27 protein-coding genes are annotated in these 23,799 nt (G+C 70.6%); 12 read left to right on the top strand and 15 right to left on the bottom strand.

All coding sequences use genetic code 11. The annotated features are described in order from the left end of the window. Positions 1–61: 61 nt before the first annotated feature. Together WA675_RS03375 and galE are read left to right on the top strand one after the other, a co-directional pair. Complete coding sequence (locus WA675_RS03375; protein WP_336081758.1) at positions 62–748, top strand: metal-dependent transcriptional regulator; 687 nt, start codon at positions 62–64, stop codon at positions 746–748. Positions 749–751: 3 nt separating this feature from the next. Further along, positions 752–1,732 carry a UDP-glucose 4-epimerase GalE gene (gene galE, locus WA675_RS03370; protein ID WP_336081756.1) on the top strand — a complete coding sequence of 327 codons (981 nt, stop codon included), beginning with the start codon at positions 752–754 and terminating at the stop codon, positions 1,730–1,732. A gap of 13 nt (positions 1,733–1,745) precedes the next feature. Here the strand turns inward: galE and WA675_RS03365 are convergent, their stop codons facing one another. Next, positions 1,746–2,912, bottom strand: coding sequence for a DUF4192 domain-containing protein (locus WA675_RS03365; RefSeq protein ID WP_336081754.1), 1,167 nt, complete (start codon positions 2,910–2,912; stop codon positions 1,746–1,748). Between the two features lie 151 nt (positions 2,913–3,063). Continuing rightward, positions 3,064–3,786, bottom strand: coding sequence for a sensor domain-containing protein (locus WA675_RS03360; protein WP_336081753.1), 723 nt, complete (start codon positions 3,784–3,786; stop codon positions 3,064–3,066). Positions 3,787–3,979: 193 nt separating this feature from the next. On the opposite strand from WA675_RS03360, the gene WA675_RS03355 reads away from it, so the two are divergent. The 5 genes from WA675_RS03355 (at position 3,980) to WA675_RS03335 (ending at position 10,584) form a co-directional block, all read left to right on the top strand. Then, complete coding sequence (locus WA675_RS03355) at positions 3,980–4,924, top strand: proteasome assembly chaperone family protein (protein ID WP_336081751.1); 945 nt, start codon at positions 3,980–3,982, stop codon at positions 4,922–4,924. Between the two features lie 26 nt (positions 4,925–4,950). Continuing rightward, complete coding sequence (locus WA675_RS03350) at positions 4,951–7,449, top strand: DEAD/DEAH box helicase (RefSeq protein ID WP_336081749.1); 2,499 nt, start codon at positions 4,951–4,953, stop codon at positions 7,447–7,449. A 103-nt stretch (positions 7,450–7,552) separates the two neighbouring features. Next, on the top strand, positions 7,553–8,659 hold the full coding sequence (locus tag WA675_RS03345; RefSeq protein WP_336081747.1) for a type III PLP-dependent enzyme: 1,107 nt from the start codon (positions 7,553–7,555) through the stop codon (positions 8,657–8,659). Positions 8,660–8,666: 7 nt separating this feature from the next. Then, positions 8,667–9,869: an adenosylmethionine decarboxylase gene (gene speD, locus WA675_RS03340; RefSeq protein WP_336081746.1), complete on the top strand. Its 1,203-nt coding sequence runs from the start codon at positions 8,667–8,669 to the stop codon at positions 9,867–9,869. 154 nt (positions 9,870–10,023) lie between these two features. After that, positions 10,024–10,584, top strand: coding sequence for a hypothetical protein (locus tag WA675_RS03335; RefSeq protein WP_336081745.1), 561 nt, complete (start codon positions 10,024–10,026; stop codon positions 10,582–10,584). 56 nt (positions 10,585–10,640) lie between these two features. Here WA675_RS03335 and WA675_RS03330 read toward each other — a convergent pair whose 3' ends face one another. The 6 genes from WA675_RS03330 to WA675_RS03305 form a co-directional block, all read right to left on the bottom strand. Then, positions 10,641–10,853, bottom strand: a complete 213-nt coding sequence (locus WA675_RS03330) for a tautomerase family protein (RefSeq protein WP_336081743.1) — start codon at positions 10,851–10,853, stop codon at positions 10,641–10,643. A 13-nt stretch (positions 10,854–10,866) separates the two neighbouring features. Then, entirely contained in the window at positions 10,867–11,583 is a 717-nt protein-coding gene (locus tag WA675_RS03325) for an SDR family NAD(P)-dependent oxidoreductase (RefSeq protein ID WP_336081741.1), read from the bottom strand. A 73-nt stretch (positions 11,584–11,656) separates the two neighbouring features. After that, entirely contained in the window at positions 11,657–12,247 is a 591-nt protein-coding gene (locus WA675_RS03320; protein WP_336081740.1) for a TetR/AcrR family transcriptional regulator, read from the bottom strand. Positions 12,248–12,295: 48 nt separating this feature from the next. Continuing rightward, complete coding sequence (locus WA675_RS03315) at positions 12,296–12,898, bottom strand: energy-coupling factor transporter transmembrane component T family protein (RefSeq protein ID WP_336081738.1); 603 nt, start codon at positions 12,896–12,898, stop codon at positions 12,296–12,298. Next, positions 12,895–13,575, bottom strand: a complete 681-nt coding sequence (locus tag WA675_RS03310) for an energy-coupling factor ABC transporter ATP-binding protein (protein WP_336081736.1) — start codon at positions 13,573–13,575, stop codon at positions 12,895–12,897. The genes WA675_RS03315 and WA675_RS03310 overlap by 4 nt, the downstream gene beginning before the upstream one ends. Positions 13,576–13,605: 30 nt before the next feature. Continuing rightward, positions 13,606–14,199 carry a biotin transporter BioY gene (locus WA675_RS03305; RefSeq protein WP_336081734.1) on the bottom strand — a complete coding sequence of 198 codons (594 nt, stop codon included), beginning with the start codon at positions 14,197–14,199 and terminating at the stop codon, positions 13,606–13,608. A 131-nt stretch (positions 14,200–14,330) separates the two neighbouring features. On the opposite strand from WA675_RS03305, the gene WA675_RS03300 reads away from it, so the two are divergent. After that, positions 14,331–15,416 carry a helix-turn-helix transcriptional regulator gene (locus tag WA675_RS03300; protein ID WP_336081732.1) on the top strand — a complete coding sequence of 362 codons (1,086 nt, stop codon included), beginning with the start codon at positions 14,331–14,333 and terminating at the stop codon, positions 15,414–15,416. A 19-nt stretch (positions 15,417–15,435) separates the two neighbouring features. Here the strand turns inward: WA675_RS03300 and WA675_RS03295 are convergent, their stop codons facing one another. From WA675_RS03295 to WA675_RS03285, 3 genes are all read right to left on the bottom strand, one after another. Next, positions 15,436–16,089 carry a serine protease gene (locus tag WA675_RS03295; RefSeq protein ID WP_442945541.1) on the bottom strand — a complete coding sequence of 218 codons (654 nt, stop codon included), beginning with the start codon at positions 16,087–16,089 and terminating at the stop codon, positions 15,436–15,438. A 68-nt stretch (positions 16,090–16,157) separates the two neighbouring features. Beyond that, positions 16,158–16,400: a hypothetical protein gene (locus WA675_RS03290; RefSeq protein WP_278264009.1), complete on the bottom strand. Its 243-nt coding sequence runs from the start codon at positions 16,398–16,400 to the stop codon at positions 16,158–16,160. Between the two features lie 89 nt (positions 16,401–16,489). Continuing rightward, positions 16,490–17,398: a hydrogen peroxide-inducible genes activator gene (locus WA675_RS03285; protein ID WP_336081729.1), complete on the bottom strand. Its 909-nt coding sequence runs from the start codon at positions 17,396–17,398 to the stop codon at positions 16,490–16,492. Between the two features lie 79 nt (positions 17,399–17,477). Here WA675_RS03285 and WA675_RS03280 point away from each other — a divergent pair, with 79 nt between their 5' ends. The 3 genes from WA675_RS03280 (at position 17,478) to WA675_RS03270 (ending at position 19,472) form a co-directional block, all read left to right on the top strand. Continuing rightward, positions 17,478–18,065, top strand: coding sequence for a peroxiredoxin (locus tag WA675_RS03280; RefSeq protein WP_019048020.1), 588 nt, complete (start codon positions 17,478–17,480; stop codon positions 18,063–18,065). Positions 18,066–18,109: 44 nt separating this feature from the next. Next, positions 18,110–18,649 carry a carboxymuconolactone decarboxylase family protein gene (locus tag WA675_RS03275; protein WP_336081726.1) on the top strand — a complete coding sequence of 180 codons (540 nt, stop codon included), beginning with the start codon at positions 18,110–18,112 and terminating at the stop codon, positions 18,647–18,649. 121 nt (positions 18,650–18,770) lie between these two features. Then, positions 18,771–19,472, top strand: coding sequence for a PhzF family phenazine biosynthesis protein (locus tag WA675_RS03270; RefSeq protein WP_336081724.1), 702 nt, complete (start codon positions 18,771–18,773; stop codon positions 19,470–19,472). Here WA675_RS03270 and WA675_RS03265 read toward each other — a convergent pair. After that, positions 19,469–20,536, bottom strand: coding sequence for an RskA family anti-sigma factor (locus tag WA675_RS03265; protein WP_336081722.1), 1,068 nt, complete (start codon positions 20,534–20,536; stop codon positions 19,469–19,471). The two genes, WA675_RS03270 and WA675_RS03265, sit on opposite strands and share 4 nt — an antisense overlap. A gap of 58 nt (positions 20,537–20,594) precedes the next feature. After that, positions 20,595–21,182 carry a DUF5134 domain-containing protein gene (locus WA675_RS03260; RefSeq protein WP_336081720.1) on the bottom strand — a complete coding sequence of 196 codons (588 nt, stop codon included), beginning with the start codon at positions 21,180–21,182 and terminating at the stop codon, positions 20,595–20,597. A 119-nt stretch (positions 21,183–21,301) separates the two neighbouring features. On the opposite strand from WA675_RS03260, the gene WA675_RS03255 reads away from it, so the two are divergent. Continuing rightward, positions 21,302–21,796 (top strand): GNAT family N-acetyltransferase, encoded by a 495-nt coding sequence (locus WA675_RS03255; protein WP_336081718.1) that lies wholly within the window; start codon positions 21,302–21,304, stop codon positions 21,794–21,796. A gap of 33 nt (positions 21,797–21,829) precedes the next feature. Here the strand turns inward: WA675_RS03255 and WA675_RS03250 are convergent, their stop codons facing one another. Together WA675_RS03250 and WA675_RS03245 are read right to left on the bottom strand one after the other, a co-directional pair. Continuing rightward, a complete protein-coding gene (locus WA675_RS03250; RefSeq protein ID WP_336081716.1) occupies positions 21,830–23,053 on the bottom strand; it encodes an aminotransferase family protein in 1,224 nt (407 codons plus the stop codon). Positions 23,054–23,108: 55 nt separating this feature from the next. Beyond that, on the bottom strand, positions 23,109–23,747 hold the full coding sequence (locus WA675_RS03245) for a Pr6Pr family membrane protein (RefSeq protein WP_336081714.1): 639 nt from the start codon (positions 23,745–23,747) through the stop codon (positions 23,109–23,111). Between the last annotated feature and the right edge of the window lie 52 nt (positions 23,748–23,799).

Below are 23,799 nucleotides of genomic sequence, written 5' to 3'. Positions count from 1 at the left end.
GTCCAGCGGGCGAACAGGTGTTCGCGCGCGGGTAGAATTCCTGCCGACGAAGGGGTAACAGGTGAAGGATCTGGTCGACACCACGGAGATGTATCTCCGTACCATCTACGACCTCGAGGAGGAGGGCGTCGTACCGCTGCGCGCGCGCATCGCCGAACGCCTCGAGCAGAGTGGTCCGACGGTGAGCCAGACAGTCGCGCGGATGGAGCGCGACGGACTGCTGCTCGTCGCGGGCGACCGCCACCTCGAGCTCACCGACAAGGGCCGCGCCATGGCGGTGGCGGTGATGCGCAAGCACCGGCTCGCCGAGCGGTTGCTGGTCGACATCATCGGCCTGGACTGGGAGAACGTGCACGCCGAGGCGTGTCGCTGGGAGCACGTGATGAGCGAGGAGGTGGAGCGGCGCCTGATCGAGGTGCTCAACCACCCGACCACCTCGCCCTACGGCAACCCCATCCCCGGGCTCGACGAACTGGGCCTCGGCGATACCCCGGCCGCGGAGGAGACCCTGGTGCGGCTGTCGGACCTGCCCGCCGACGCGCAGCACGCGGTGGTCGTGCGCAGGCTCGCCGAGCACATCCAGACCGACCCGGAGGTCATCGGGCGGCTGCGCGAGGCGGGTGTGGTGCCCGACGCGCGTGTCACCGTGGAGACCAAGCCGGGCTCGGTGGTGATCACGGTGCCGGGGCACAACGGTTTCGAACTGTCCGAGGAGATGGCGCACGCCGTCCAGGTGAGGCTGGTCTGAGTCGTGAAACTCCTGGTCACCGGCGGAGCCGGCTATGTGGGCGGCGTGTGCGCCGCGGTCCTGCTCGAACAGGGCCACGAGGTGGTCGTCGTCGATGACCTGTCGACCGGCAACGCCGCGGGCGTGCCCGTCGGCGCGCGGTTCGTCGAGGGCGACATCGCGGTCGCGGCGCCGGAGCTGCTGCGGGCCGAATCCTTCGACGGTGTCCTGCATTTCGCGGCGCAGTCGCTGGTCGGCGAGTCGGTGGAACAGCCGGCGAAGTACTGGCACGGCAATGTGGTCAAGACGCTGACGCTGCTCGAGGCGATCCGCGAGACCGGCACCCCGCGCCTGGTGTTCTCCTCCACGGCCGCGGTGTACGGCGAGCCGGAGCAGGTGCCGATCACCGAGACGGCGCCGGCCCGCCCGACCAACCCGTACGGCGCGAGCAAGCTGGCGATCGATCACGCCATCACCTCCTACGCGGTGGCGCACGGACTGGCCGCGACCAGCCTGCGCTATTTCAACGTGGCAGGCGCCTACGGCGGACTCGGCGAGAACCGGGTCGTGGAAACACATCTGATCCCCCTCGTGTTGCAGGTGGCGCTCGGCCACCGCAAGGCCATCTCCGTCTACGGCACCGACTGGCCGACGGCCGACGGCACCTGTGTGCGCGACTACATCCACATCCGCGATCTGGCGCAGGCGCACCTGCTGGCGCTGAGTTCCTCGCAGCCGGGCAGCCACCGCATCCTGAATCTGGGTTCGGGCACCGGATTCTCGGTGCGCGAAGTGATCTCGGCCTGCGAGCGGGTGACCGGTCTGCCGATCGAGGCGATCGACGCGCCGCGCCGCGCCGGTGACCCGGCTGTGCTGATCGCCTCGAGCGAGCGCGCCGTGGCCGAGCTGGGCTGGCAGCCCGAGCACAACGATCTCGACGAGATCGTCACCGACGCCTGGGAATTCCTGCGTTCGCTGGGCGAGCGGGCACACAGCGCCCGCTGAGCGCACCCCGGCCTCACGGCCGCACCGGGCCGATGTCGACCCCGAGATCGGCGGCGATCTGGTGACCGCAGTGGGCGAGCTTGCGCAGCCGCTCCGGCCGCAGCCCGCTCTGTAGCGAGGTCTCCAGCAGCACCGCCATCGGATGGGTGGCATCGGCCTCCACGGCCGCGGCCAGCGCGATGCCGGCGAACGGGCCGTCGCCGCGCAGGTAGGCGCTGAAGCCCACCAGCGCGGCGGCTTCGGCCCGGTCCGGCCCCGGGGTGGCCCGGGCCAGCTGCGCCCACAGCTGTTCGGCGGCCTCGGCGTGATCGCCCAGGGCCAGCCCGTACATGGCGTCGCGGATCGGCCGGTCGCGCAGGGTCGCGGCTAGCCGGGCCAGTTCCCGCTCGGCGCGCGGCTCCCCCGACGCGGCGTCGGCGATCTGCCAGAGCACCCACTCCAGCGCACGGCGCTGAAAGGCCGGTGCCCGGCCGGACCGCCGCGCGGCTGCGAGCCGCTCGCGATAGTGCCGTACCGCGGGGCCGAGCAGCGGGCGAACCCGCGCGCAGCGCAGCTCGTCGACCGCGACCAGGGCCGTGAGTTCGCCGCGTGAGCGGCGGATCTGCCTGCCGTCGAGCACCTGGGACACCGCGATCAACGACGCGGCCGGATCGCCGACCTCCCCGTCCGCGCCCGGTTCGAACAGGTTCCGGTATCGCTGCCCCGCCGCGATCCGGGGCACCGACCAGGCTCCCCGCACCGCGATCCCCTCGCCACCGAGCGCGTCCAGCAGTACCGCGGTGCGCAGCAGGGCGGCCTCCGAGGACGGTGCGCGGTCGTCGACGACGATCGCCAGCACGCCGGTGCCCCGCTCCCGCACGACGACCGCGCCCACACACGCGGTGAACTGCTCGATGTGCCGTGGATCGCCCACTCCGTCGAGGTCGAAGCGCACCACCGCCTCGATCGCCGCGCCACCCACCTGACCGGGCCCGTTCAGCACGGCGACCACCAGCGAGCGTTCCGGGACGAACCCCAGCATGGCGGGCAGGGCGGCGATCAGTTCCCCGGCGTCGGCCACCCGCAGCAGCCGCCGGGGTACCTCCCCGGGATAGCCGGGGGTGGTTTCGGCGCAGGTGAGCGCGCGGGGAAAGGGGCCGGTGCGGGTGGTCCGGCGGGGCGAGTTCGTCGAAGAGGTCATGGGCTCCACGGTCCACCGCGGCTGCCCCGGCCCCGCGGACGCGACCTGGGCTTTCAGCGGGGCTGTGGACAGCGATTCGCCTGGGGAGCAATGCCGGTCGGCGCCCCGGCGCGCGGACGAATCTGTCGGACCGGCGTGCTAGGCGCTGCGATCACTCGCCGCGCACCGCGCGCACGGTGGTGGCGAACAGCTCGTCCACGGCCGCCGCGTCGGGCTGTGCCTCGCCGAATGTCATGGAGGTCACCGTGATTCGCACATCGCCGAGCTGCCCGACCGTGGTCTGCATGGTCTGGGTCAGCCCGGCACCGCCCACCTCGGGAACGACGGTGCGGCGCAACGAGACCGCGTCGTCGGCGCCCGCGGGCTCCGCCGGTTCGAGCGTGGTCGACACCACGGTTTGCGCCCCCGCCCGGCTGACCCGGATCTGCTCGCATCCGACCGACCGCGCCCGCAGATCCGCCACCGATTCCCGCGTGCGCGACAGCTCCACCGTGAGCGAGGTCCGGGTCGCGTCGTCGGTGCCGACGGCCACCGCCGCCGGTTCGGCACCCGGTTCGGGCTCAGGCGGCGTGCACGAAGCCGGTCGCACGGTCGCCCCGGCGCCCACGCCGTCCAGGTCGCCCGCGGCCGCGGCGGCCGCCTGCGGGGGCAGCACCACCGCGGGATACCGGGCCGGGAACCGCTCCGGCGCGGGCAGCAGGTCGGCGAGCGCGCCCTCGACGTGCTGCACCGCCAGGGCTCCCCCGGCCACCGGCGTGCCGCTGACGCTCTGCCCACAGCCGCTCAGCACCGCGACCGCGCCGACGGCCACGCCGCACAGCAGCGTCCGCGCGGCCCACAGCGCCCGGTCCGGTGTCGCTTCCGCCACGTTCACACCCTCCACTGTGCCGCACCACGCGGATCCGGCCGTGGGCGCCACGCCGGGAATGCCGCGGCGCCGCGCGCTGTTGTGCCACGCAGACGAGCCGTCCTCCGGCCGTGTGCGGGGCGAGTGCTCGTATGGGGGACAATGGAGAACGCCTCCCCCGCCGCGAGCGTTGGTGGACCGCGCAGGAAGGAGAACCGCGATGGATGACCAGTCGCACATGTACGAGCTGGAGTTCCCGGCGCCGCAGCTGTCCTCGGACGACGGTGCGGGCCCGGTACTGGTGCACGGCCTCGAGGGCTTCACCGACGCCGGTCACGCCGTCCGCCTGGCGACCACCCATCTGCGCGAGAGTCTGGAATCCGAGCTCGTCGCCTCGTTCGACGTCGACGAGCTGCTCGACTACCGCTCGCGTCGTCCGCTGATGACGTTCAAGACCGATCACTTCTCCGACTACGCCGAGCCGGAACTGAACCTGTGGGCGCTGCGCGACACCGCGGGCACCCCGTTCCTGCTGCTGTCGGGCCTGGAGCCGGACCTGCGCTGGGAGAAATTCACCACCGCGGTGCGGCTGCTGGCCGAACAGCTCGGCGTGCGCCGCACGATCGGCCTGTCGGCCATCCCGATGGCCATTCCGCACACCCGTCCGCTGGGCGTGACCGCGCATTCCTCGGACCGGTCGCTGATCGGCGAGCACCAGCGCTGGCCCGGTGAGCTGCAGGTGCCGGGCAGCGCGTCCTCGCTGCTCGAGTTCCGGATGGCCCAGCACGGGCACGAGTCGGTCGGGTTCTCGGTGCACGTGCCGCACTACCTGGCCCAGACCGACTACCCCGAGGCCGCGCAGACGCTGCTGGAGAACGTCGCCGAGAACGCCGGACTGGAACTGCCGCTGGCCGCGCTGGGCGAGGCCGCCGCGCGGGTGCGCGAGCAGGTCGCCGAGCACATCGCGGGCAACGAGGAGGTCGAGACCGTGGTCCACGCGCTGGAACGCCAGTACGACAGCTTCGTGACCGCGCAGGAGGGTCAGTCGAGTCTGCTGGCCGGGGACGGCGAGCTGCCCAGCGGTGACGAGCTGGGCGCCGAATTCGAGCGTTTCCTGGCCGAACAGGGTGGTTACGGCGACACCGCCGCCGACGGCAAGGACTGAGCACCCGACCCACTAGGGTGGTCGGAGTGGATCTGACCGACCTGCTCGACATTCCCGGGACCGACGCCGACGCGCTCTACGAGTCGTTCGCGATGTGGGCCGACGAGCAGGGCACCACCCTGTATCCGGCGCAGGACGAGGCGCTGATGGAGCTGGCCTCGGGGTCCAACGTCATCCTGGCGACGCCGACCGGGTCGGGCAAATCGCTCGTCGCGGTCGGCGCGCACCTGTTCGCCATGGCCAACGGGCAGCGCAGCTACTACACGGCGCCGATCAAGGCGCTGGTCAGCGAGAAGTTCTTCGCGCTGTGCGAGGTGTTCGGCGCGGAGAACGTCGGCATGGTCACCGGCGACGCGGCGGTCAACGCCGACGCCCCGATCATCTGCGCGACCGCCGAGATCCTGGCCAATCTGGCGCTGCGGGAGGGCGCGGCCGCCGAGGTGGGCCAGGTGGTGATGGACGAGTTCCATTTCTACGCCGACCCCGATCGTGGCTGGGCCTGGCAGGTACCGATCATCGAGCTGCCGCGCGCGCAGTTCCTGCTGATGTCGGCGACGCTGGGCGAGGTCGATTTCTTCGCCACCGATCTCGAGCGCCGCACCGGTCGCGCCACCACGGTCGTCGCGGGCACCGAGCGCCCGGTCCCGCTGACGTTCTCCTACGTGCGCACCCCCATCACCGAGACCCTCGAAGAGCTGGTCACCACCCATCAGGCGCCGGTGTACGTCGTGCACTTCACCCAGGCCGCCGCGCTCGAACGCGCCCAGGCGCTGACCAGTGTGAACTTCGCCTCCCGCGCCGAGAAGGACGCGATCGCCGCGGCCATCGGCGAGTTCCGCTTCGCGGCGGGCTTCGGCAAGACGCTCTCGCGGCTGATCCGCCACGGCATCGGCGTGCACCACGCGGGCATGCTGCCCAAATATCGCAGGCTGGTGGAGAAGCTGGCCCAGGACGGGCTGCTCAAGGTGGTGTGCGGCACCGACACCCTCGGCGTCGGCATCAATGTCCCCATCCGCACCGTGCTGCTGACCGGACTCACCAAATACGACGGTGTCCGCACCCGCAGGCTCAAGGCCCGCGAGTTCCACCAGATCGCCGGACGCGCCGGACGCGCCGGGTTCGACACCATGGGCACGGTGGTGGTGCAGGCTCCCGAGCACGAGGTGGAGAACGCGCGCCTGCTCGCCAAGGCGGGTGACGACCCCAAGAAGCAGCGCAAGGTCCAGCGCCGGAAGCCCCCCGAGGGTTTCGTGTCGTGGAGCGAGGAGACCTTCGACCGGCTGGTGGCCGCACAGCCCGAGCCGATGGTCTCGCGCTTCACCGTGACGAATTCGCTGCTGCTCAATGTGATCGCCCGCCCGGGCAACTGCTTCGACGCCATGCGCCACCTGCTCGAGGACAACCACGAGCCGCGTCCGGCCCAGCGCAGGCACATCCTGCGCGCCATCCGGCTCTACCGCGCGTTGCGTGATGCCGGTGTGGTGCAACAGCTCGCCGAACCCGACGCGCAGGGCCGGATGGCCCGGCTCACCGTCGACCTGCAACGCGACTTCGCGCTCGACCAGCCGCTGTCACCGTTCGCGCTGGCCGCCTTCGAGCTGCTCGATCGCGAAAGTCCCACCTACACCCTCGATGTCGTCTCGCTGATCGAGGCGACCCTGGAGGACCCGCGCCAGTTGCTGATGGCCCAGCAGCACAAGGCGCGCGGTGCCGCGGTGGCCGAGATGAAGGCCGACGGCATCGAGTACGAGGAGCGCATGGAGCTGCTCGAGGAGGTCACCTGGCCCAAGCCGCTGGCCGAGCTGATCGAGCCCGCCTTCGAGACCTATCGCGCGGGCCACCCGTGGGTCTCGGAGTTCGCGCCCGCGCCGAAATCGGTGGTGCGCGACATGATCGACCGCGCGATGACCTTCGCCGAGCTGATCTCGTTCTACGAGCTGGCCCGCTCGGAGGGCGTGGTACTGCGCTACCTGGCCGACGCCTACCGCGCGCTGCGGCGCACCGTGCCCGAGGCCGCCCGCACCGAGGAACTCGACGACCTGGTCGAGTGGCTCGGCGAGCTCATCCGCCAGGTGGACTCGAGCCTGCTCGACGAATGGGAACAGCTCACCAACCCGGGCGCGGAGACCGATACCGAACAGGTCGCCTTCGGCGCCGAGGCGGTGCGCCCGATCACGGCCAACGAACGCGCCTTCCGGGTGATGGTCCGCAACGCGATGTTCCGCCGGGTCGAGCTGGCGGCCCGGCAGCGCTGGTACGACCTCGGCGAGCTGAGCCCCGGACCCGACTGGGCCGAGGATTTCGCCCCCTATTTCGACGAGTACGAGACCCTGGGCACCGGCCCCGACGCGCGCGGTCCGCAGCTGTTCCAGGTGGAGCGGCGGCCCGGGTTCTGGCACGTGCGCCAGGTGCTCGACGACCCGGCGGGCGACCACGGCTGGGCGCTGACGGCGATCGTGGATCTCGAGGAGTCCGATGCCGCGGGCGAGGTCGTGTTCGACGAGGTCACAGTGGCGGCGGGCTGAGTCATACCGGTTCGGCATGGCCCGTATGACGAATGTTTGACGGATTCGTTTTTGGGTAGGCGCCGCTGATACTCTCTCCCGGCCGCCGACCGAAAGTTCAACAATGCCCGAATCCCCGTACCTTGTCATCTACCCCGACCGGGTACGTGCCAACTACCGAGCCCTCGACGCCGCACTGGCGACACCGGGCACCCGGATCAGGTACGCGGTGAAGGCGGCACCGGTCGACGAGCTGCTCACCCTGCTCGCGGCCGAGGGCGCGGAGTTCGATGTCGCCAGCATCGGCGAGATCGAGCAGTGCCTGCGGCTGGGGATCGACGCGGCGACGCTGTGCTACGGCAATCCGATCAAGAAGAGCGCCCATATCGCGCGCGCCTTCGCGCTGGGCGTGCGCCGCTACGCCTTCGACACCGAGGACGATCTCGCGCGCATCGCCGAGCACGCCCCCGGCACGGAGGTCGAGTGCCGGTTCCTGTCCTCGGCGCCGCAGTCGCGCACCCCGTTCGGCACCAAGTTCGGCTGCGCGCCCGCCGAGGCGCTGCGCCTGCTGGTACGCGCCCGCGATCTGGGCCTGACCGTCGGCGGCCCGTACTTCCACGTCGGTTCCCAGCAGCTCGATCCGGCCGCCTGGCGGATCGGGATCGAGCAGGCCGGGCAGATCGTGAGCGCGCTGGCGGACAAGGGCATCACCGTCTCGGCAGTGAATGTCGGTGGCGGACTGCCGATCTCGTATGCCGACGCGGCGCCGGAGCTGCCCGCGATCACGGCCGCGATGAGCGCGGCCGCCGCCGAGTTCCTGCCCGCGGGGACCGCCCTGATCGTCGAACCCGGCCGGGCGCTGGTGGGCGACGCGGGCACGATCCACGCCGAGGTGGTCGGCGTGCGGTTCGCGCCGGACGGGCGGCGCTGGGTGTATCTCGACATCGGCCGCTACAACGGTATGGCCGAGACGGAGAACGAGTACATCGCCTATCGCTTCGTCACCGATCGCGACGGCGATCCGGTGTCGGAGGCGGTGGTCGCCGGTCCGACCTGCGACGGCGACGATGTACTGTATCAACGCACGAAGGTCCTTCTGCCGACCACGTTGCGAGCCGGTGATCAGATCCAGATTCTCGACACCGGCGCCTATACCGCGAGTTATTCGTCGGTGTCCTTCAATGGTTTTCCGCCCTTGACCGTTCATGTCTCGGGCGCTGAGCGAGAGTGAGTTTGCCATGACGGCGGAATTCACCGGCTGGCATGTGCTGGCCGAGTTCGGTGGTGTCGACACAGACCTGTGTGACGATCTCGAACGACTCGAATCGGCGTTGCGTGAGTCCCTGATCGCGGCGGGCGTCACCATCTGCGAGGTCGTTCACAAAAAGTTCGATCCGCAGGGGGTGACCGTCCTCGCCCTGTTGTCGGAGTCCCACGCCTCGATTCACACCTATCCGGAGTCCGGCGACATCTTCGTCGACGTCTTCACCTGCGGCAGCATCGGCGCGGGCGCGACGAAGGCGGTGGAACTCCTGCGAGACAAGCTGTCTCCCAAGGATGTTCGGATGAAGGTCGTCCAGCGCGGCCACGGTGCCGAGAAGATCTACGAACCGGTGGGCGACGGCCTGACCCGGATCTGGGATCTGCACGAGGTGATCGTGGACACGAACACCCCGTTCCAGCACATGGTGATCGCGCGCACCGATCAGGGCATCTCCCTGTTCTCCGACGACGACCGCCAGTCCACCGAGTTCTCCCAGCTCACCTACCACGAGGCCATGATGGTCCCGGCGTTCGTGCTGGCCGAGAAGCTGGACCGGGTGCTGATCATCGGTTCCGGAGAGGGCGTGGCCTCGCAGATGTCGGTGGCGGCCGGGGCGAGCCTGGTCGATCACGTCGACATCGACCAGCGCGAGGTCGAGCTGTGCGCGCGGCATCTGCCCTACGGGTACACCCCCGAGGAGCTGGCCGCGGCCGTCGCGGGCGAGGGCCCGGTGCATGTGCACTACGCCGACGGCTGGGACTTCCTGGCCAAGGCCCAGGAGGCGGGCACCCGCTACGACGTGATCGTCATCGATCTGCCCGACGAGCGGGTCGAGGACGCCCAGCACAACCGCCTCTACGAGGCGGAGTTCCTGTCCCGATGTAAGGCCCTGCTGGCACCCGGCGGCGTGCTGTCGGCCCAGGCCGGGTGCGCGACCATGTGGCGCAACGAGACCCTGAAGCGGTCGTGGGGCCGGTTCCACGAGCAGTTCGCCACCGTGGTTCCCTACGGCAGCGACGAGCACGAGTGGACCTTCCTGTTCGGCCTGAACGAGAAGATCGACGACCCGGTACGCGGCATGACCGACCGCCTGGCCCTGCTCCCCTACCGCGCCGAGACCATCGACGCGCGGGCACTCGAGCGCGGCGCGATCGAGCCGTACGCCCTGCGCCGCTGAGCGCACGACGACACCGAAGGCGGTGATCCGGACACTCCGAGTCACCGCCTTCGCCGTCGTCCGGGACGGTCCGCTCGAATCCGGTGCCGCCGGGCACCGAATGTTGGCACCATGCGAGGGGCACAGCGCAGCTTCGAGCAGAATCGAGTCGTCCATGCCACCGACACCGTTGTCCGCCGCCGGTCTGATGCCGGTGCGCCGCCCGTCCGATCAGCGTCCCCGCCTGGACCGGCTGTCCGCGGCGGGCGTCGCGACGTTCCGCGCGCTGTTCGACCGGGCCCCCGCGACCTCGGCCGCCGACTTCGCGCGCCTGGACGGCGATGTGTCGATGCGGTCGTTCCCCGGCGCCGCCGAGCGCGTCCTGGGTCCGCTGATGGCCCGGCCGTCGTACTTCTGGGTGGCGAAATCGCTGCGGCACCTGGGCGACGGCACCGCGGTGGGGCACAATGTCTTCCGTTTTCTCGGCGGCGTGCGCGCGCTGAATTTCGTGGCGACGGTGGGTGATTCGGTGCTCGACGGCCGGGCGGCGGTGCTGTTCGACTACGACGATCCCCGCGTGGGGTCGCGTCGCCCCGCCCGCCGGATCTACGACGAGCTGCGCGAGATCGAGCCCGATCTGTGGCTGGGCCCGAGTTATTTCGTGGCCCGTGGCCGACGGATCCCGATGGGCTGGTTCGCGCTGGACGCCTCGGTGTCCTTCGACAGGCTCGTCTGACCCCGACGGCGACGAGCCGGGTGCGGATACCCACACCCGGCTCGCGGCCGGAGGGTTCAGCCGAGCGCGGCGCGGCGCGCGCGATACTCGGCCACGTTCACCCCGCCCACACCCCAATCCGTCAGTGGCACTTCGTCGATCACGACGAAGGTGCTGTCGGGATCCTTGTCGAGCACTTCCTGGAGCAGTGCGGTGACGCCCCGGATGAGCTGGCTCTTCTGCTCGGTGGTGACCATTTCGTCGGTGACCTTGATGTTGACGTACGGCATGGTGTTGTCCTTTCTACGCCGCTCTACCTGTGATGAACCCGCCGTCGACGGGGAGGATGTGGCCGGTGACGAACTCGGCGTCGACCAGGTACAGCACCCCGGCCGTGGTGTCGGCGACCTCGCCGATGCGCGCCAGCAGGGCCAGATCGGCGGCGGCGCGCACGTCGCCGTCGCCGAACAGCGGGGTGCGGATGACGCCGGGCGCCACGGCATTGACCCGGATGCGGGCCGGGGCGAGTTCGGCGGCCAGGCTGGTGGTGAGCGCGTGCACGCCGCCCTTGCTGACCAGCGCGGCCGAGGCGGGCAGACCGGTGCGGGCGTGGTCGATCAGGACGGTGCCGATATTGACGACGCTGCCGCCCGCCCCCTGGGCGAGGAGCTGGCGGACCACGGCCTGCGTCGTGAGATAGGTGCCCTTGAGGTTGCCGCCGAGGTAGCGGTCGAGTTCGGCCTCGGTGACGTCGACGAACGGCGTCGCGCCGAACACGCCCGCGCTGTTGATCAGGACATCGACCCGGCCGAAACGCTCGAGCGCCGCGCGCACGTAGGCCGAACCCGTTGCGGGCGAACCGATGTCACCCGCGACAGTGGCCACCCGGGCGGGCGCGCCCAGCTCCGCGGCGACCTCCGCGAGCTTGTCCGGGTCGCGCCCGCCGAGCACGACATTGTCGCCGCGGGCGAGGAGGGCCCGGGCGACATCGCGGCCGATGCCGCTGGAACCGCCGGTCACGATGACGGTCTTCGGTACGACCGGTCGTCTTGGAATGGGGATGCGGAAACGACCAGGTACGAGACAAGGTTGATCAGGGGCGGAAGTAATCGTCCAGGAGTCGGCGCAGGCACTTGTCCAGCGGGTCGACGGTGCGGTCGATCTTCATCCGGATCACCGCGCCCTCCCAGGACTCGAGCAGGAGGTCGGCCAGGTCGACGGCGTCGATGTCGGCGCGCACGGTGCCCTGCTCCTGCGCGGCGCGCAGCGCCTCGGCGACACCGTCGCGCCAGGCCGCCCAGGCCGCCGAGAGCGCTTCGCGCAGCACCTCGCTGCCCTCCAGCTCGCCGCCGAGATTGGCGATCAGGCAGCCGCCGGTGTAGTCGGCGACCACGAAATCCGCGGTGAGCGTGGCGAAGAAGACGCGCAGGCCACCGAGCGGATCGGGGTCAGCGGCGAAGGCGGCGGCCAGATCGCGCTGCACGCACAGTGAGTGGTGCTCGATCACCGCCTGCGCGAAGCTCTCCTTGCTGTCGAAGTAGTTGTAGAACGAGCCCTTGGGCACGCCGACCTTGTCGAGCACCTGCTTGATGCCGGTGCCGTGATAGCCGTTGGTGAGCAGACCCGCCGCGCCCTCCTCGATGAGGAGCGCTCGGGTGTCGTCACTGCGCCGGGGTCGTGCCATGCGTCGAACTATACGACCGGTCGTCTATTAATGGCAAGCGCGCGGCGCTCATTCGTCGTCGACACCGCGCGCCGCGAGGGCCTCCCCCATCGCGTCGGCGGTCCGCAAGGCCCGCACCAGCACCGGCGTGACCAGCGCGGTCGCCGACCAGGAGACCCCGCGGGCCCGCCGCGCCTGGGCGACGTCGTGCACGATTCCGGCCAGCAGCGGAACGCACCGGATCGCCAGGGCGAGCAGCACACCGACCCGCTCCGGGTCGACGCCGACGCGGCGCAGCGGGCCGAGCGCGCGGGTGAGCGCGTCGAGCATGGCGGTGACCCGGGTCGTCACGGTCACCAGAGCCGCGAGCGCCACCGACACCACGAGCACACCGCAGACCACCACCGCCCGCTCCACCGAGGTGGTGAGCAGCTGGAAGACCGCGATGAGCACCGTCATCCACAGCACCGGGCGCAGCTGGGCCAGCGCCACCCGCCAGGAGATGCGCGCGAGCGCGAACAACCCGGCCACCAGCACCGCGACGATCGCGATGCCGAGCGCGGTGCGCACGAACACCGTCATCGCGACGATCGCGACCACCAGCAGCGCCAGCTTCGCGCCCGCGGGCAGCCGGTGCAGCAGCGAGTCGCCCGAGATGTAGAGCCCGATCATTCGATCAGGTCGCGGTAGGCGCCGACCGCCGCCGCCGGGGCGCCGTCGAAGACCACCCGGCCCTCGTCGAGCACCACCACCCGGTCGAAGCCGTCGAGCAGACCGAGCTGATGGGTCACCACGATCACCTGCTGATCCAGGGAGTTCAGCGCCCGCGACACCAGCCGGGCGTTGCGCAGATCCAGCAGCGTGGTCGGTTCGTCGGCAACGATCACCTCGGGTTCGCGGATCAGCGCCGAACCCAGCGCGAGCAGCTGCTTCTGCCCACCCGAGAGCAGATGCGCGGGGTGATCGGCGTGCCCGGCGAGCCCGAAACGCTCGAGCATCCCCCGCACTCTCGCGGCGATCTCGGCCTTGCCGAGGCCACTGCGCCGCAGCGAGAAGGCGAGGTCCTCGGCGACGGTCGGCATCACGATCTGGGTATCGGGATCGGTGAACACGAAGCCGACCTTGCGCCGCACCTGCGCGCCCTTGCGGGCGGCGTCGATCCCGTCGACGGTGACGGTGCCGGTCGCGGGCTTCAACAGTCCGTTGAGCATCCGGGCCAGGGTGGACTTGCCCGACCCGTTGGCGCCGATGAACCCGACCCGGCGCTCGGTGATGCGCAGGTCGATCTCGCGCAGCACCGTCCGGTCGCCGAAGTGGTGGCCCACCCCGGCGACGACGATCTCGCTCACCGCGCGCACCCGCGCGGCCGCACCGCGCGCTCAGGCATGGATCAGCCCCGGGTAGGCACGGTGCACGCCCTTGGCCACGACGGTGGCGACGACGACCTTGGCCAGATCACCGGGGATGAACGCGAAGTTGGTGGAGACGGCCGCCCACAGGCCCAGATCGGTGCGCACGAGCAGTCCGGCGGTGCCGAACAGGTAGATGATCACCACCCCGCCGAGCGCGTTGATCAGCAGGCCGAGCGCGATCGGGTACTTGGGCAGGATCCTGCCGGTCAGCCAGCCGATCACCAGCGTGGCCGGGATCCAGCCGAGCAAATAGCCCGCGGTCGGCGAGGCCAGCGCGGTCAGCCCGGTGCGTCCGCCCGAGAGCAGCGGCAGGCCGATCATCGTCAGCGCGATGAACACCAGCACCGCCGCGGTGCCCTTGCGCGCACCGAGCACCGCGCCGGTGAGGATCACCCCGAGCGTCTGCAGCGTGATCGGCACCCCGCTGAAGCCGACGGTGATCGCCCCCGGCAGGCCCAGGGCGGCGATGAGCCCCGCGAACACCGCGATCTGGGCCAGGTCCCTGGCGGTGAAACGCACCGCTGACTTCGGGGAATTGTCGACTTCGGGCACCGCGAACATCCTTCACACCAGAATTGAACGATGTTCAAAATAGCAGCCGAGCAGCCCGGGGAGCATTTCGCGGTCGGCGAAGATCGACTAGGATTCGGGGGTTGGAACAACTCGGCTGGCGACACCGAGGAAGGGCCATCATGGCGATTGCGCTACAACGATTCTCGACCTTGATCGCGGCGATCTACACCGCGGGCGACGACCCGGACCGCTGGGAGGCGGTGGTCGCCGAGATCACCGATACCTTCGGCGCGGTGCGCACCCAGCTCGTCCTCGCCGAGGCCGCCACCGGCGAGACCTCGGTGATCACCGCGGGGACCGGTCGTGGCGCCACCCGGCTCGACGCCCTCTCCGCGCGCGTGCACACCCTGCCCCCGGGCGCCACCGCGACCGGCGAGGAACTGTTCGCCCCCGGCGAGCGGGGTCTGGTCCCGGACAAACCGCTCGCCCCCGCCGGGCTGGGCGACTGTTTCATCTCCCGCCTCACCGACGACGAACCCACGTCCTGGATCTGCCTGACCATGCCCGACCGCGCGGCCCTCACCGGTGAATCGGCGGCGCGCACCCTGCTCGGGGTGCTGGTTCCGCACCTGCGCGGCGCGCTGCACACCCGCTCGCGGCTGGTGGAACTGTCCCGCGACCGCGATTTCGCGCTGGCCACGCTGGAGAAGGCGAAATACGGGATCATGATCGTCACCGCCGACGCGGCGCTGGTCTTCGCCAACGCCATGGCCGAGGAGATCACCCGCCAGGCCGACGGCCTCACCGTCGACGCGAGCGGCAAGCTGCGCGCCACCGCCTCGGCCGCGCCCGCCTCGCTGTGCGAACTCATCCGCCAGGCGTCCGGACCGCAGCGCAGCAGCGGCAATATCGCGCTGCCGCGCGCCTCCGGCGGCAGGCCGCTGATCGTGCGGGTCACCCCGCTCGACGGCGTGCGCAAGGAGGGACCGTGGCAGCGCGCGGTGCTGCTGCTGGTGGTGGACCCGGAACACGATCCGGAGCCGGAGCCGACCGCGCTGCACGACCTGTACGGCCTGACCGACGCCGAGACCATGGTCGCGATGGGGGTGCTGCGCGGCGACGGCTTACCCGCGGTCGCCGATCAGCTCTCGGTCTCGTTGTTCACCGCCCGCACCCACCTGCAGCACATCTTCGCCAAGACCAGGACGCACCGGCAGGCCGAGTTGGTCCGCTTGCTGTTGACCAGCGCGATCTCCGCGCAATAGCGGTTCGGCCGACCTGGCGTCAGATCGGCTGGAATCCCACTCCGGGACCGCCGCGCGCGGCCACGTCGTCGAGAATGCGGGTGAAGTTGGCGCCGACCTGCGGTCCTAGGCAAGGCACCGCGATATAGCCGTTGACGATGGCAACCAGGGTCGAACCCACCACGACCGGCCCGCCGGAGTCACCCACGATCACGCAGATCTGGCTCAGCGTCCAGGTCGCACCGCCGAAGACGTCACCGTAGACCAGCCCGCAGGTCTGGCCGGTGGTCCGGCCCTCCTTGCACGCGATCGCCGGGAACTCGGCGGGCAGGCCGACGCCGGTGATCGTGGTGGCGCCGACGTGGTTCACCGGGTTCACCCGGCCCGCGTCGAAGCTGATCACCGCGTAATCGAGCTGGTCGTTGACGAACGCGACGCTGCCGACGGTGCCCGCGTCCTGCTCCGCTTCCGCGGCGACACCGGCACCGGCCGCGGCGCAGTGCCCGGCGGTGAATCCGACCAGCTGACCCGCGCCGTCGTAGCCGATGGTGGTGAGTGTGCATACCGAGCCGTCGTCGAAGACGATGCCCGATCCACCACCGAGGGCCACCGGGGCCTGCGCGTGCGCGGTCCCGAAGCTCGCCCACGCCAGGGCGAGCGCGGCGGCGAGGACCAGCCATCGCCGCACTGACACAATCGGGGCACTCTCGCACCGGAGTGCGGGAGTGCCTCGGTCATTCCTGGGCTCGATCATGCGCGCGGTCAGACCACGCACACCGGGTACAGAATGGGCAGAGTCACGAGAATCGGAACACAGGTCAGCAGTGCGCCGGGAATCGTGATGAACGGCGACAGCACGACGGGCTGCACTTCCACGGGCACCGGTGCGACGGGGACGGGGGCGGGGTCCGCCGCGGGTGCTGCACCGGCTACGCCGGCACCGAGAGCGATCAACGGCGCACAAGCAAACACCGCGATGGTGGAGCGAATCTTGTTGTTGATCATTGCCATTCCTTAGGACTGTGGTGGCGGGATCGTCACCTCATCCAGAACAGCACCGTTGGACGGCAAGCGCGTCGCCCGAACAGATGAGATCAGAACGGACGCTTGGAGCGGATCACCGCGGCGAGGTACTCGTAATCGTCGGCGCGGGCCGAGGACGCCCGGAAGGCCAGGCCGATCGTGCGGCCCGGGGCGGGCGCGGCGAAGCGGGCCACCTCGAGGGTGCCGCGCGCGGTCTCGGCGGCCACGGCCATCTCCGGAATGAGTGTTACTCCGAGTCCACCTGCGACACACTGCACCACCGTGGTCAGCGAGGCGGCGCGGGTGTCACCGACCGCGCCGGGATGCACCTCGGCGCTGCGGCACAGTTCGAGGGTCTGATCGCGCAGGCAGTGTCCCTCGTCGAGCAGCAGCAGCGGTATCTCGGCCAGCACCGGCGCGGCCAGGTCGGTGCGCCCGGCCAGTTCGTGCCCGCGCGGGGTGACCAGCACGAACTCCTCGGTATAGAGCGGGATCTCCACCAGCCCCGGCGCCTCGGTGGGCAGCGCGAGCAGCGCGACGTCGAGCACGCCGGTGCGCAGGCCGTCCAGCAGCCGGGCGGTCTGATCCTCGACCACCTGCGGCACCAAGTTGGGGAGTTTGCGGCGCAGCTCGGGTAACAGGTCCGGCAGCACGTACGGCGCGACAGTCGGGATGATGCCCAGCCGCAGCACACCGCCGAGCCCGTCCCCGGCCGCCGAGGCGACGAAACGGTCGGCCGCCTCGAGGGTCGCGCGCGCCTGCGGGAGCAGCCGCATCCCGGCGGCGGTGACCAGCACCCGGCGGGTGCTGCGCTCGATCAGCTGCAGTCCCAGCCCGTTTTCCAGCGATGCCAGGGCCTGCGATAACGTGGGTTGGCTCACAGTCAAACGCGCTGCGGCGGTGCCGAAATGCCGATATTCGGCGATGGCGACGAACGCACGCAGCTGCGACAGGGTTGGCTGATAAGTCTGATCAGTCACGCCTATCAGTGTACGACAAGCAATCGGCTTTACCTTTTAGTACGCTGGCCCCAACCACACCACGAATGAGGAGATGAGCATGGCTCTGCTGACCATCGGCGACCAGTTCCCGGCATACAACCTCAAGGCCGTCATCGGAGGTGACCTGTCGAAGGTCGACGCGCAGCAGCCCGACGATTACTTCACCCAGATCACCAGCGACGACCACGCGGGCAAGTGGCGCATCGTGTTCTTCTGGCCCAAGGACTTCACCTTCGTGTGCCCCACCGAGATCGCCGCGTTCGGCAAGCTGAACGAGGAGTTCGCCGACCGTGACGCGCAGGTCCTCGGCGCCTCGGTCGACAACGAGTTCGTGCACTTCCAGTGGCGTGCCCAGCACGAGGATCTCAAGACCCTCCCCTTCCCGATCCTGTCCGACCTCAAGCGCGAGCTGGCCGCCGCGACCGGTGTGCTCAACGCCGACGGTGTCGCCGACCGCGCGACCTTCATCGTCGACCCGAACAACGAGGTCCAGTTCGTCTCCGTGACCGCCGGTTCGGTCGGCCGCAATGTCGACGAGGTGCTGCGCGTGCTCGACGCCCTGCAGTCCGACGAGCTGTGCGCCTGCAACTGGAAGAAGGGCGATCCGACCATCAACGCGGGCGAACTGCTCTCCGCCAGCGTCTGATCCACCCCTTCCCCACCGATTCACCCCAGAGGAGCCCCACTGTCATGAGCATCGAGAACCTGAAGAACTCCCTTCCCGAGTACGCCAAGGACCTCAAGCTCAACCTGTCCTCGCTCGCGCGCACCACGGTGCTGACCGAGCAGCAGCTGTGGGGCACCCTGCTGGCCTCGGCCGCCGCGACCCGCTCGGCCACCACGCTGCGCGAGATCGCCGAGGAAGCCGCCGACACGCTGTCGGCGGAGGCCTACGAGGCCGCGCTCGGCGCCGCGTCGATCATGGGCATGAATAACGTGTTCTACCGTGGCAAGGCCTTCCTGGAGGGCCGCTACGACGATCTGCGCGCGGGCCTGCGGATGAACATCATCGGCAACCCCGGTGTCGACAAGGCCGATTTCGAGCTGTGGTCGTTCGCGGTGTCCTCGATCAACGGCTGCGCGCACTGCCTCGAGGCGCACGAGAAGACCCTGCGCGAGGCCGGTGTCTCACGCGAGGTGATCTTCGAGTCGCTGCGGGCCGCGGCGATCGTCGCCGGGGTCGGCCAGGCCGTGGTGTCGACCGAGGCGCTGGCGGGCGCCGCGGTCTGAGCCACCGGACAATCGGGGCCCATCGGCGCAGCGGCGCTGGTGGGCCCCGGTCGTTCGCCCGGGACACGACCGCCGTCGCGGTTGGCCCGGTGGCCGTGAGCACGCCGGTAGGCTCGCGCGCATGAACGCACATGATGTGCCCGATGCCCCGGACATCCAGGTCGAGGTCGTCCGAGTGTTCACCGATCCCGCCGGTCATCTCGGCAACGCGCTGGGCATCGCCCGGGCGGGCGATGTCGTCGCCCTCGACAAACAGGAGCTGGCCGCCCGGCTGGGCTACAGCGAGACCACCGTCTACGAGGATCCCGTCGACGGCGTCGCGGCCGTCCGGATCTTCACTCCCACCAGGGAATTGCCGTTCGCGGGGCATCCCACCGTGGGGACCGCGTGGTGGCTGGCCGAGCAGGGCATCCCCGTCCACACCCTGCAGGTGAGCGCCGGGCCGGTGGCCGTGAGCCGCACCGAGGGCCTCACCTGGGTCACCGCCCGCGCCGAATGGACCCCGGAATTCACCTTCCACCAGCTGGATTCGCTCGACGAGCTGGCGCTGCTACGCCCCGATGACATCACGAGCGGCCAGCACTACTACTGGGTGTGGACCGACGAACCGCGCGGCGCGATCCGCGCCCGGATGTTCGCCCCCGCCATGGGGATCGCCGAGGACGAGGCCACCGGTGCCGCGGCCGTCGCGCTCACCGCGCAGCTGCGGCGCGGGCTGGTGCTCACCCAGGGGCTGGGTTCCCAGCTCTACACCGCCTGGGATTCCGACGGCTGGGTGCGCCTGGGCGGGCGGGTCTCCGAAGACCACGTCATGGTGCTCTAGCCGGAGGTCCCGCCGAAGCGGCGCAGCCACGGGGGCCGGGCGGTCCAGTGGCCGCGCCGCGCCGGGGTGGCACCGACATCGGCGAGGATCTTGGCCTCCAGCTGGCGTGGAGGCGGGCGCTGGTCGTCGTCGGCGAGGCGGGCGAGCACGTCGTGCACGGCACGGACCCGGTCGGCGAACATCGACAGGCTGTGCGGGGCGGTGGCGGCCAGTTTGTTCTCGATGTGGTGGTGTTCGAGTTCGGCGACGGCGTCGAGGGCGTAGGCGTCGGCCAGGGTCAGCACCGAGCCGGGCGGGCACCAGGGCGGGCGGGTACCGCAGCGGGCCAGGCGCTGTTCGGCGAGGCGTTCGATGCCCTCGGCCAGCAGCCGGGTGACCATCGGCACGCGCAGGCCGAGTTCGCGGCCGATAGCCCGGTAGGTGCGGCCGCCGTAGTAGGCCAGGACGAACACCTCGCAGTGGCTGTCGAGCGGGTCGTCGAAGCCGAGCCGGGCCGAGACCGCCAGCCACGGCATGTCCTCGCCGTCGTGGCGGTCCAGGCGCAGGCGCTGCACGGCCAGGCGGTGGACCTGGGCCAGCAGCCAGGTCTGTTCGGGGCCGAAGAGGGTGGGCTCGAAGTCGGGGGGTGCGAGGTCGGCACCGGTGTAGTCGGGGAGGTGGTCGCCGTCGCGGCCGTAGACGACGCCGCGGCCGAAGGCCAGGTCGTAGCTGGGCCGGTCCAGGTCATGGGTGTCGGGCCGGGTGGCGACGAATGCCGAACGGCCCCAGGGTGTTCCGAGATCGGGCAGCGGTGGCCCGGGCGGTTCGGCGGGCGGCGGTTCCGGTAATTCGTCGTCCTCGGCGGTGATCAGTGGGGTCGCCCGCACCCGCCGGAATCCTTCGCGGACAACCTCTTCCGCGAGGCCCCGGCGATGCAGCACGCGCAGGGCGAGCCCGTAGGCCGCGGCGCCGGTGGTGCGGTAGAGCTCGCGCACCGCCTCGCGATCCTCGGCACCGGACAGGATTTCGGGAGCGGCGGCCGGTACCCCACGCCGCGCCTTTTCGGGACCACGCTGTCCATTCATCGTCGAATTCCTGTCCGCACAACGGCAATTCGCAGCCCGAGCAGTTGTGGATCGGTATTCACCGCCCGATCGCGGCGATCAGCATGAACGCGGTGCCCAGATCCATCACCAGATGGGGAACCAGCGCCGAGGTCAGCGGATGGGCGCCCGGTGGATGCAGCACGCGCAACCGGGGCGAGCGGTGACCGGTGGTGCCGAGCACCACCAGCGCGTCGAGGACGAACAGCGCGGCCAGCCCGAGCGCGGGCCACGCGGGCGCGCCCGCACCGTGTCCGGCGCCGTGCCCGCTCATGGCGTAGAGCATGGCCGCCGCCGCGACGGTGTGGTAGCCGAGCGCGAACAGGTCCTCGGCGCCGGGCAGCGCGCCGGTGCGCCACCGGAACAGCCGCTCCCCGAACAGCATCGCGAAGGTGACCGTCAGGGCGATCAGGATGCCGCGCATCGCGTGCGGATCGCTGGCCACCGGGAAGACCAGCATCGCCAGCATCACCAGGCACATCAGCAGATGCGCGCCGTCGGCGCCCGCGTCGACCCGCTGCCCGGGCCGTGGCCGCGCCAGCCGCCCCGCCACGATCACCCCGGCGAGCACGAACGCGGCCACCACCGCCCACCGTAACGCCCCGCTGTCCTGCACGAATTCGGCCACACCCCACCACCTTCGAGTCGACACCCGCCCCACCATGCTCGCACCGACGGCGCTGCCCCGCTGCCGTTTCCCGCCGAACCCGACCTGCGGCAATGCTGTTCGACCGGCACCATGATCAGATGACCGACTCCCGCCCCGGACCGGCGACGGCGCCCTGGCGCATCATCGCCGACGACCTGACCGGCCCCGCGATCACCGCACTGCTGACCCGGCATCGCGCCCAGCTGGCGGACAACTCCCCCGCCTGCGGCATGCACGCCCTCGACCTGAGCGCGCTGCGGGATCCGACAGTGACCGTGTGGAGCGCGTGGTCGGGTACGGACCTGGTGGGCTGTGGCGCACTGCGCGAGATCGATCCGGCGCACGGCGAGATCAAGTCCATGCGGACCGCGGACGGGTACACCGGGCGTGGGGTGGGGGCGGCGGTCCTGGCCCATCTCGTCGGGACGGCACGGCAGCGCGGCTACCGGCGGCTGAGTCTGGAGACCGGGTCGGGCGAGTTCTTCGCGCCCGCGCGACGGCTCTACCGCCGCCACGGCTTCACCGAGTGCGGGCCGTTCGCGGAGTACCTCCCCGACCCGTTCAGCCGGTTCTACACGCTGGAGCTCGAGTGAAACGGCTGCGGAGGGGTGTCCGGCGTCGTGGGGTCAGCCCAGGGCGCGGGCGAAACCGGCGGCCAGGTCGGCGACTTGGGCGTCGGTCATGACGAAGGACGGCGAGATCTGCAGCGCGCCGCCGCCTGCGGCACGACCGGAGATGCCCTGGGCACGCAGATCTTTGACGAAGCCGGGCGCTTCGCCGGGGTCGGCGAGCTGGACGGCGGCGACCGCGCCGAGGCCGCTGCGGATCTCGGCGACGCGGGGATGCTCGGCCAGCGGGGCCAGGGTGGTGTGCAGGGTCTGCTCGAGGCGGGCCGCCTCTTCGATGAGCCCTTCGCGTTCGATGATGGCCAGGTTGGCCAGGGCCGCCGCGGCGGCGCCCGCGTGCCCGCCGTAGGTGTAGCCGTGGCGGAACCAGACCCCACCGGCGAAGAACGGTTCGGCCAGGTGCGGGGCGATGAAGACCGCACCCATGGGCAGGTAACCGGAGGTCAGGCCCTTGGCGGTGGTCATCAGGTCCGGGCGCAGGTCGAAGCGGGTGGAGGCGAACCAGGAGCCGCCGATCCGGCCGAAACCGGTGACGACCTCGTCGGCGACGAAGAGGATGTCGTGATCGCGGCAGATCTGGCGCACCTCGGCCAGATAGCCCTCCGGCGGCAGGTACACCCCGCCCGCGCCGATGATCGGTTCGCAGAAGAACGCGGCGATCTGTTCGGCGCCGAGCTCCTCGATCAGCGCGAGCAGGGCCTTCGCGTCGTTCCACTCGACGGTGCGGGTGTCGGCGACCAGGGTGCCGTAGCCCTCGAGATTGGGCGCCAGCCCGCCGAGCGCGGTGCTCGCGTAGTGCATGCCGTGGTAGGCCAGCCGACGGCCGACCAGGATCTTCTTGCCGGGGCGGCCCTGTTCGAACCAGTAGCGGCGGGCCAGTTTGGCGGCGGTCTCCACCGAGTCCGAACCGCCGGAGGTGAAGAAGATCTTGCTGCCGGGCACCGGCGCGATGGCCGACAGCCGCTCGGCCAGTTCCTGCACCGGCGGTTCGGTGAGGTCACCGAAATTGGAGTAGTGGGCGATGGTGCGCAACTGCGCGGCGACCGCGTCGGCGATCTCGGCGCGACCGTGCCCGACATTGGCGAACCACAGACCCGCGGTGGCGTCGAGGTAGCGGTTGCCCGCGGTGTCGTAGACGTAGGCGCCGTCACCCCGGGCCACGACGAACGCGCCGTCGCGGTCGACGGCACCCATATCGGCGAATCCATGCCAGAGCGCATTCATGGCTCCACACTTACCCGAACCCGGGCCCCGGCGCGCGCGGACCCGCGCGGGCGTCTCAGTCCGCGGACCGCTCGCGCCACCGCGCGGGCAGATCCCCCAGCGACGCCATGGCTACCGCCAGCACCGCGAACACCACGGTCAGCACCACCAGCCCGATCGTCAGCGAGACATAGCCCTGCGCGCGCGGGTCGATGAACGGGTAGGGATACCAGTCCACGATCGGTCCGCGGATCAGCGTGTAGATCCCGTAGACCAGCGGAAACGCCAGCCACTGCGCGATCAGCCCCGGCCCGGTGCGCAGCCGCGCTGGCATCGCGACCAGCAGCCAGTCCAGCAGCAGCACCAGCGGCAGGACGCGGTGCAGCACGTCGTTGATCCACCGATCGGTGAGCATCACGTCGACCTTGGCCAGCAGCACCGCGTAGACCACCATCGTGATCAGCATGTACAGCGTCACCGCGCCGCGGAAGGTCTGCCAGCGCGGCCCCTGCGGCGCGAGCACCCCACCGATGGCCAGCACGACCACGGCCAGGATATTGGACTCGATGGTGAAGTAGCTCAGGAAGTTGGTGAGCGAGAAGGCCGGGGAGTCGAGGTTGCGCAGCGGGATCCACAGCAGCGCCACCGCGCCCAGCACCGCGAACCCGATCCGGTACGCCCTGATCCACCACGCCGTGCCCGCCGCTGCGTTCATCCCCGGATCGTCGCACGCGCGGACCGCCGGAGCGCCCACATCGCGCCGCGGC

Source organism: Nocardia sp. SSK8 (genome assembly GCF_037034205.1).
Taxonomy (GTDB): Bacteria; Actinomycetota; Actinomycetes; order Mycobacteriales; family Mycobacteriaceae; genus Nocardia.
This window is presented reverse-complemented; position numbering and strand designations above follow the sequence as displayed.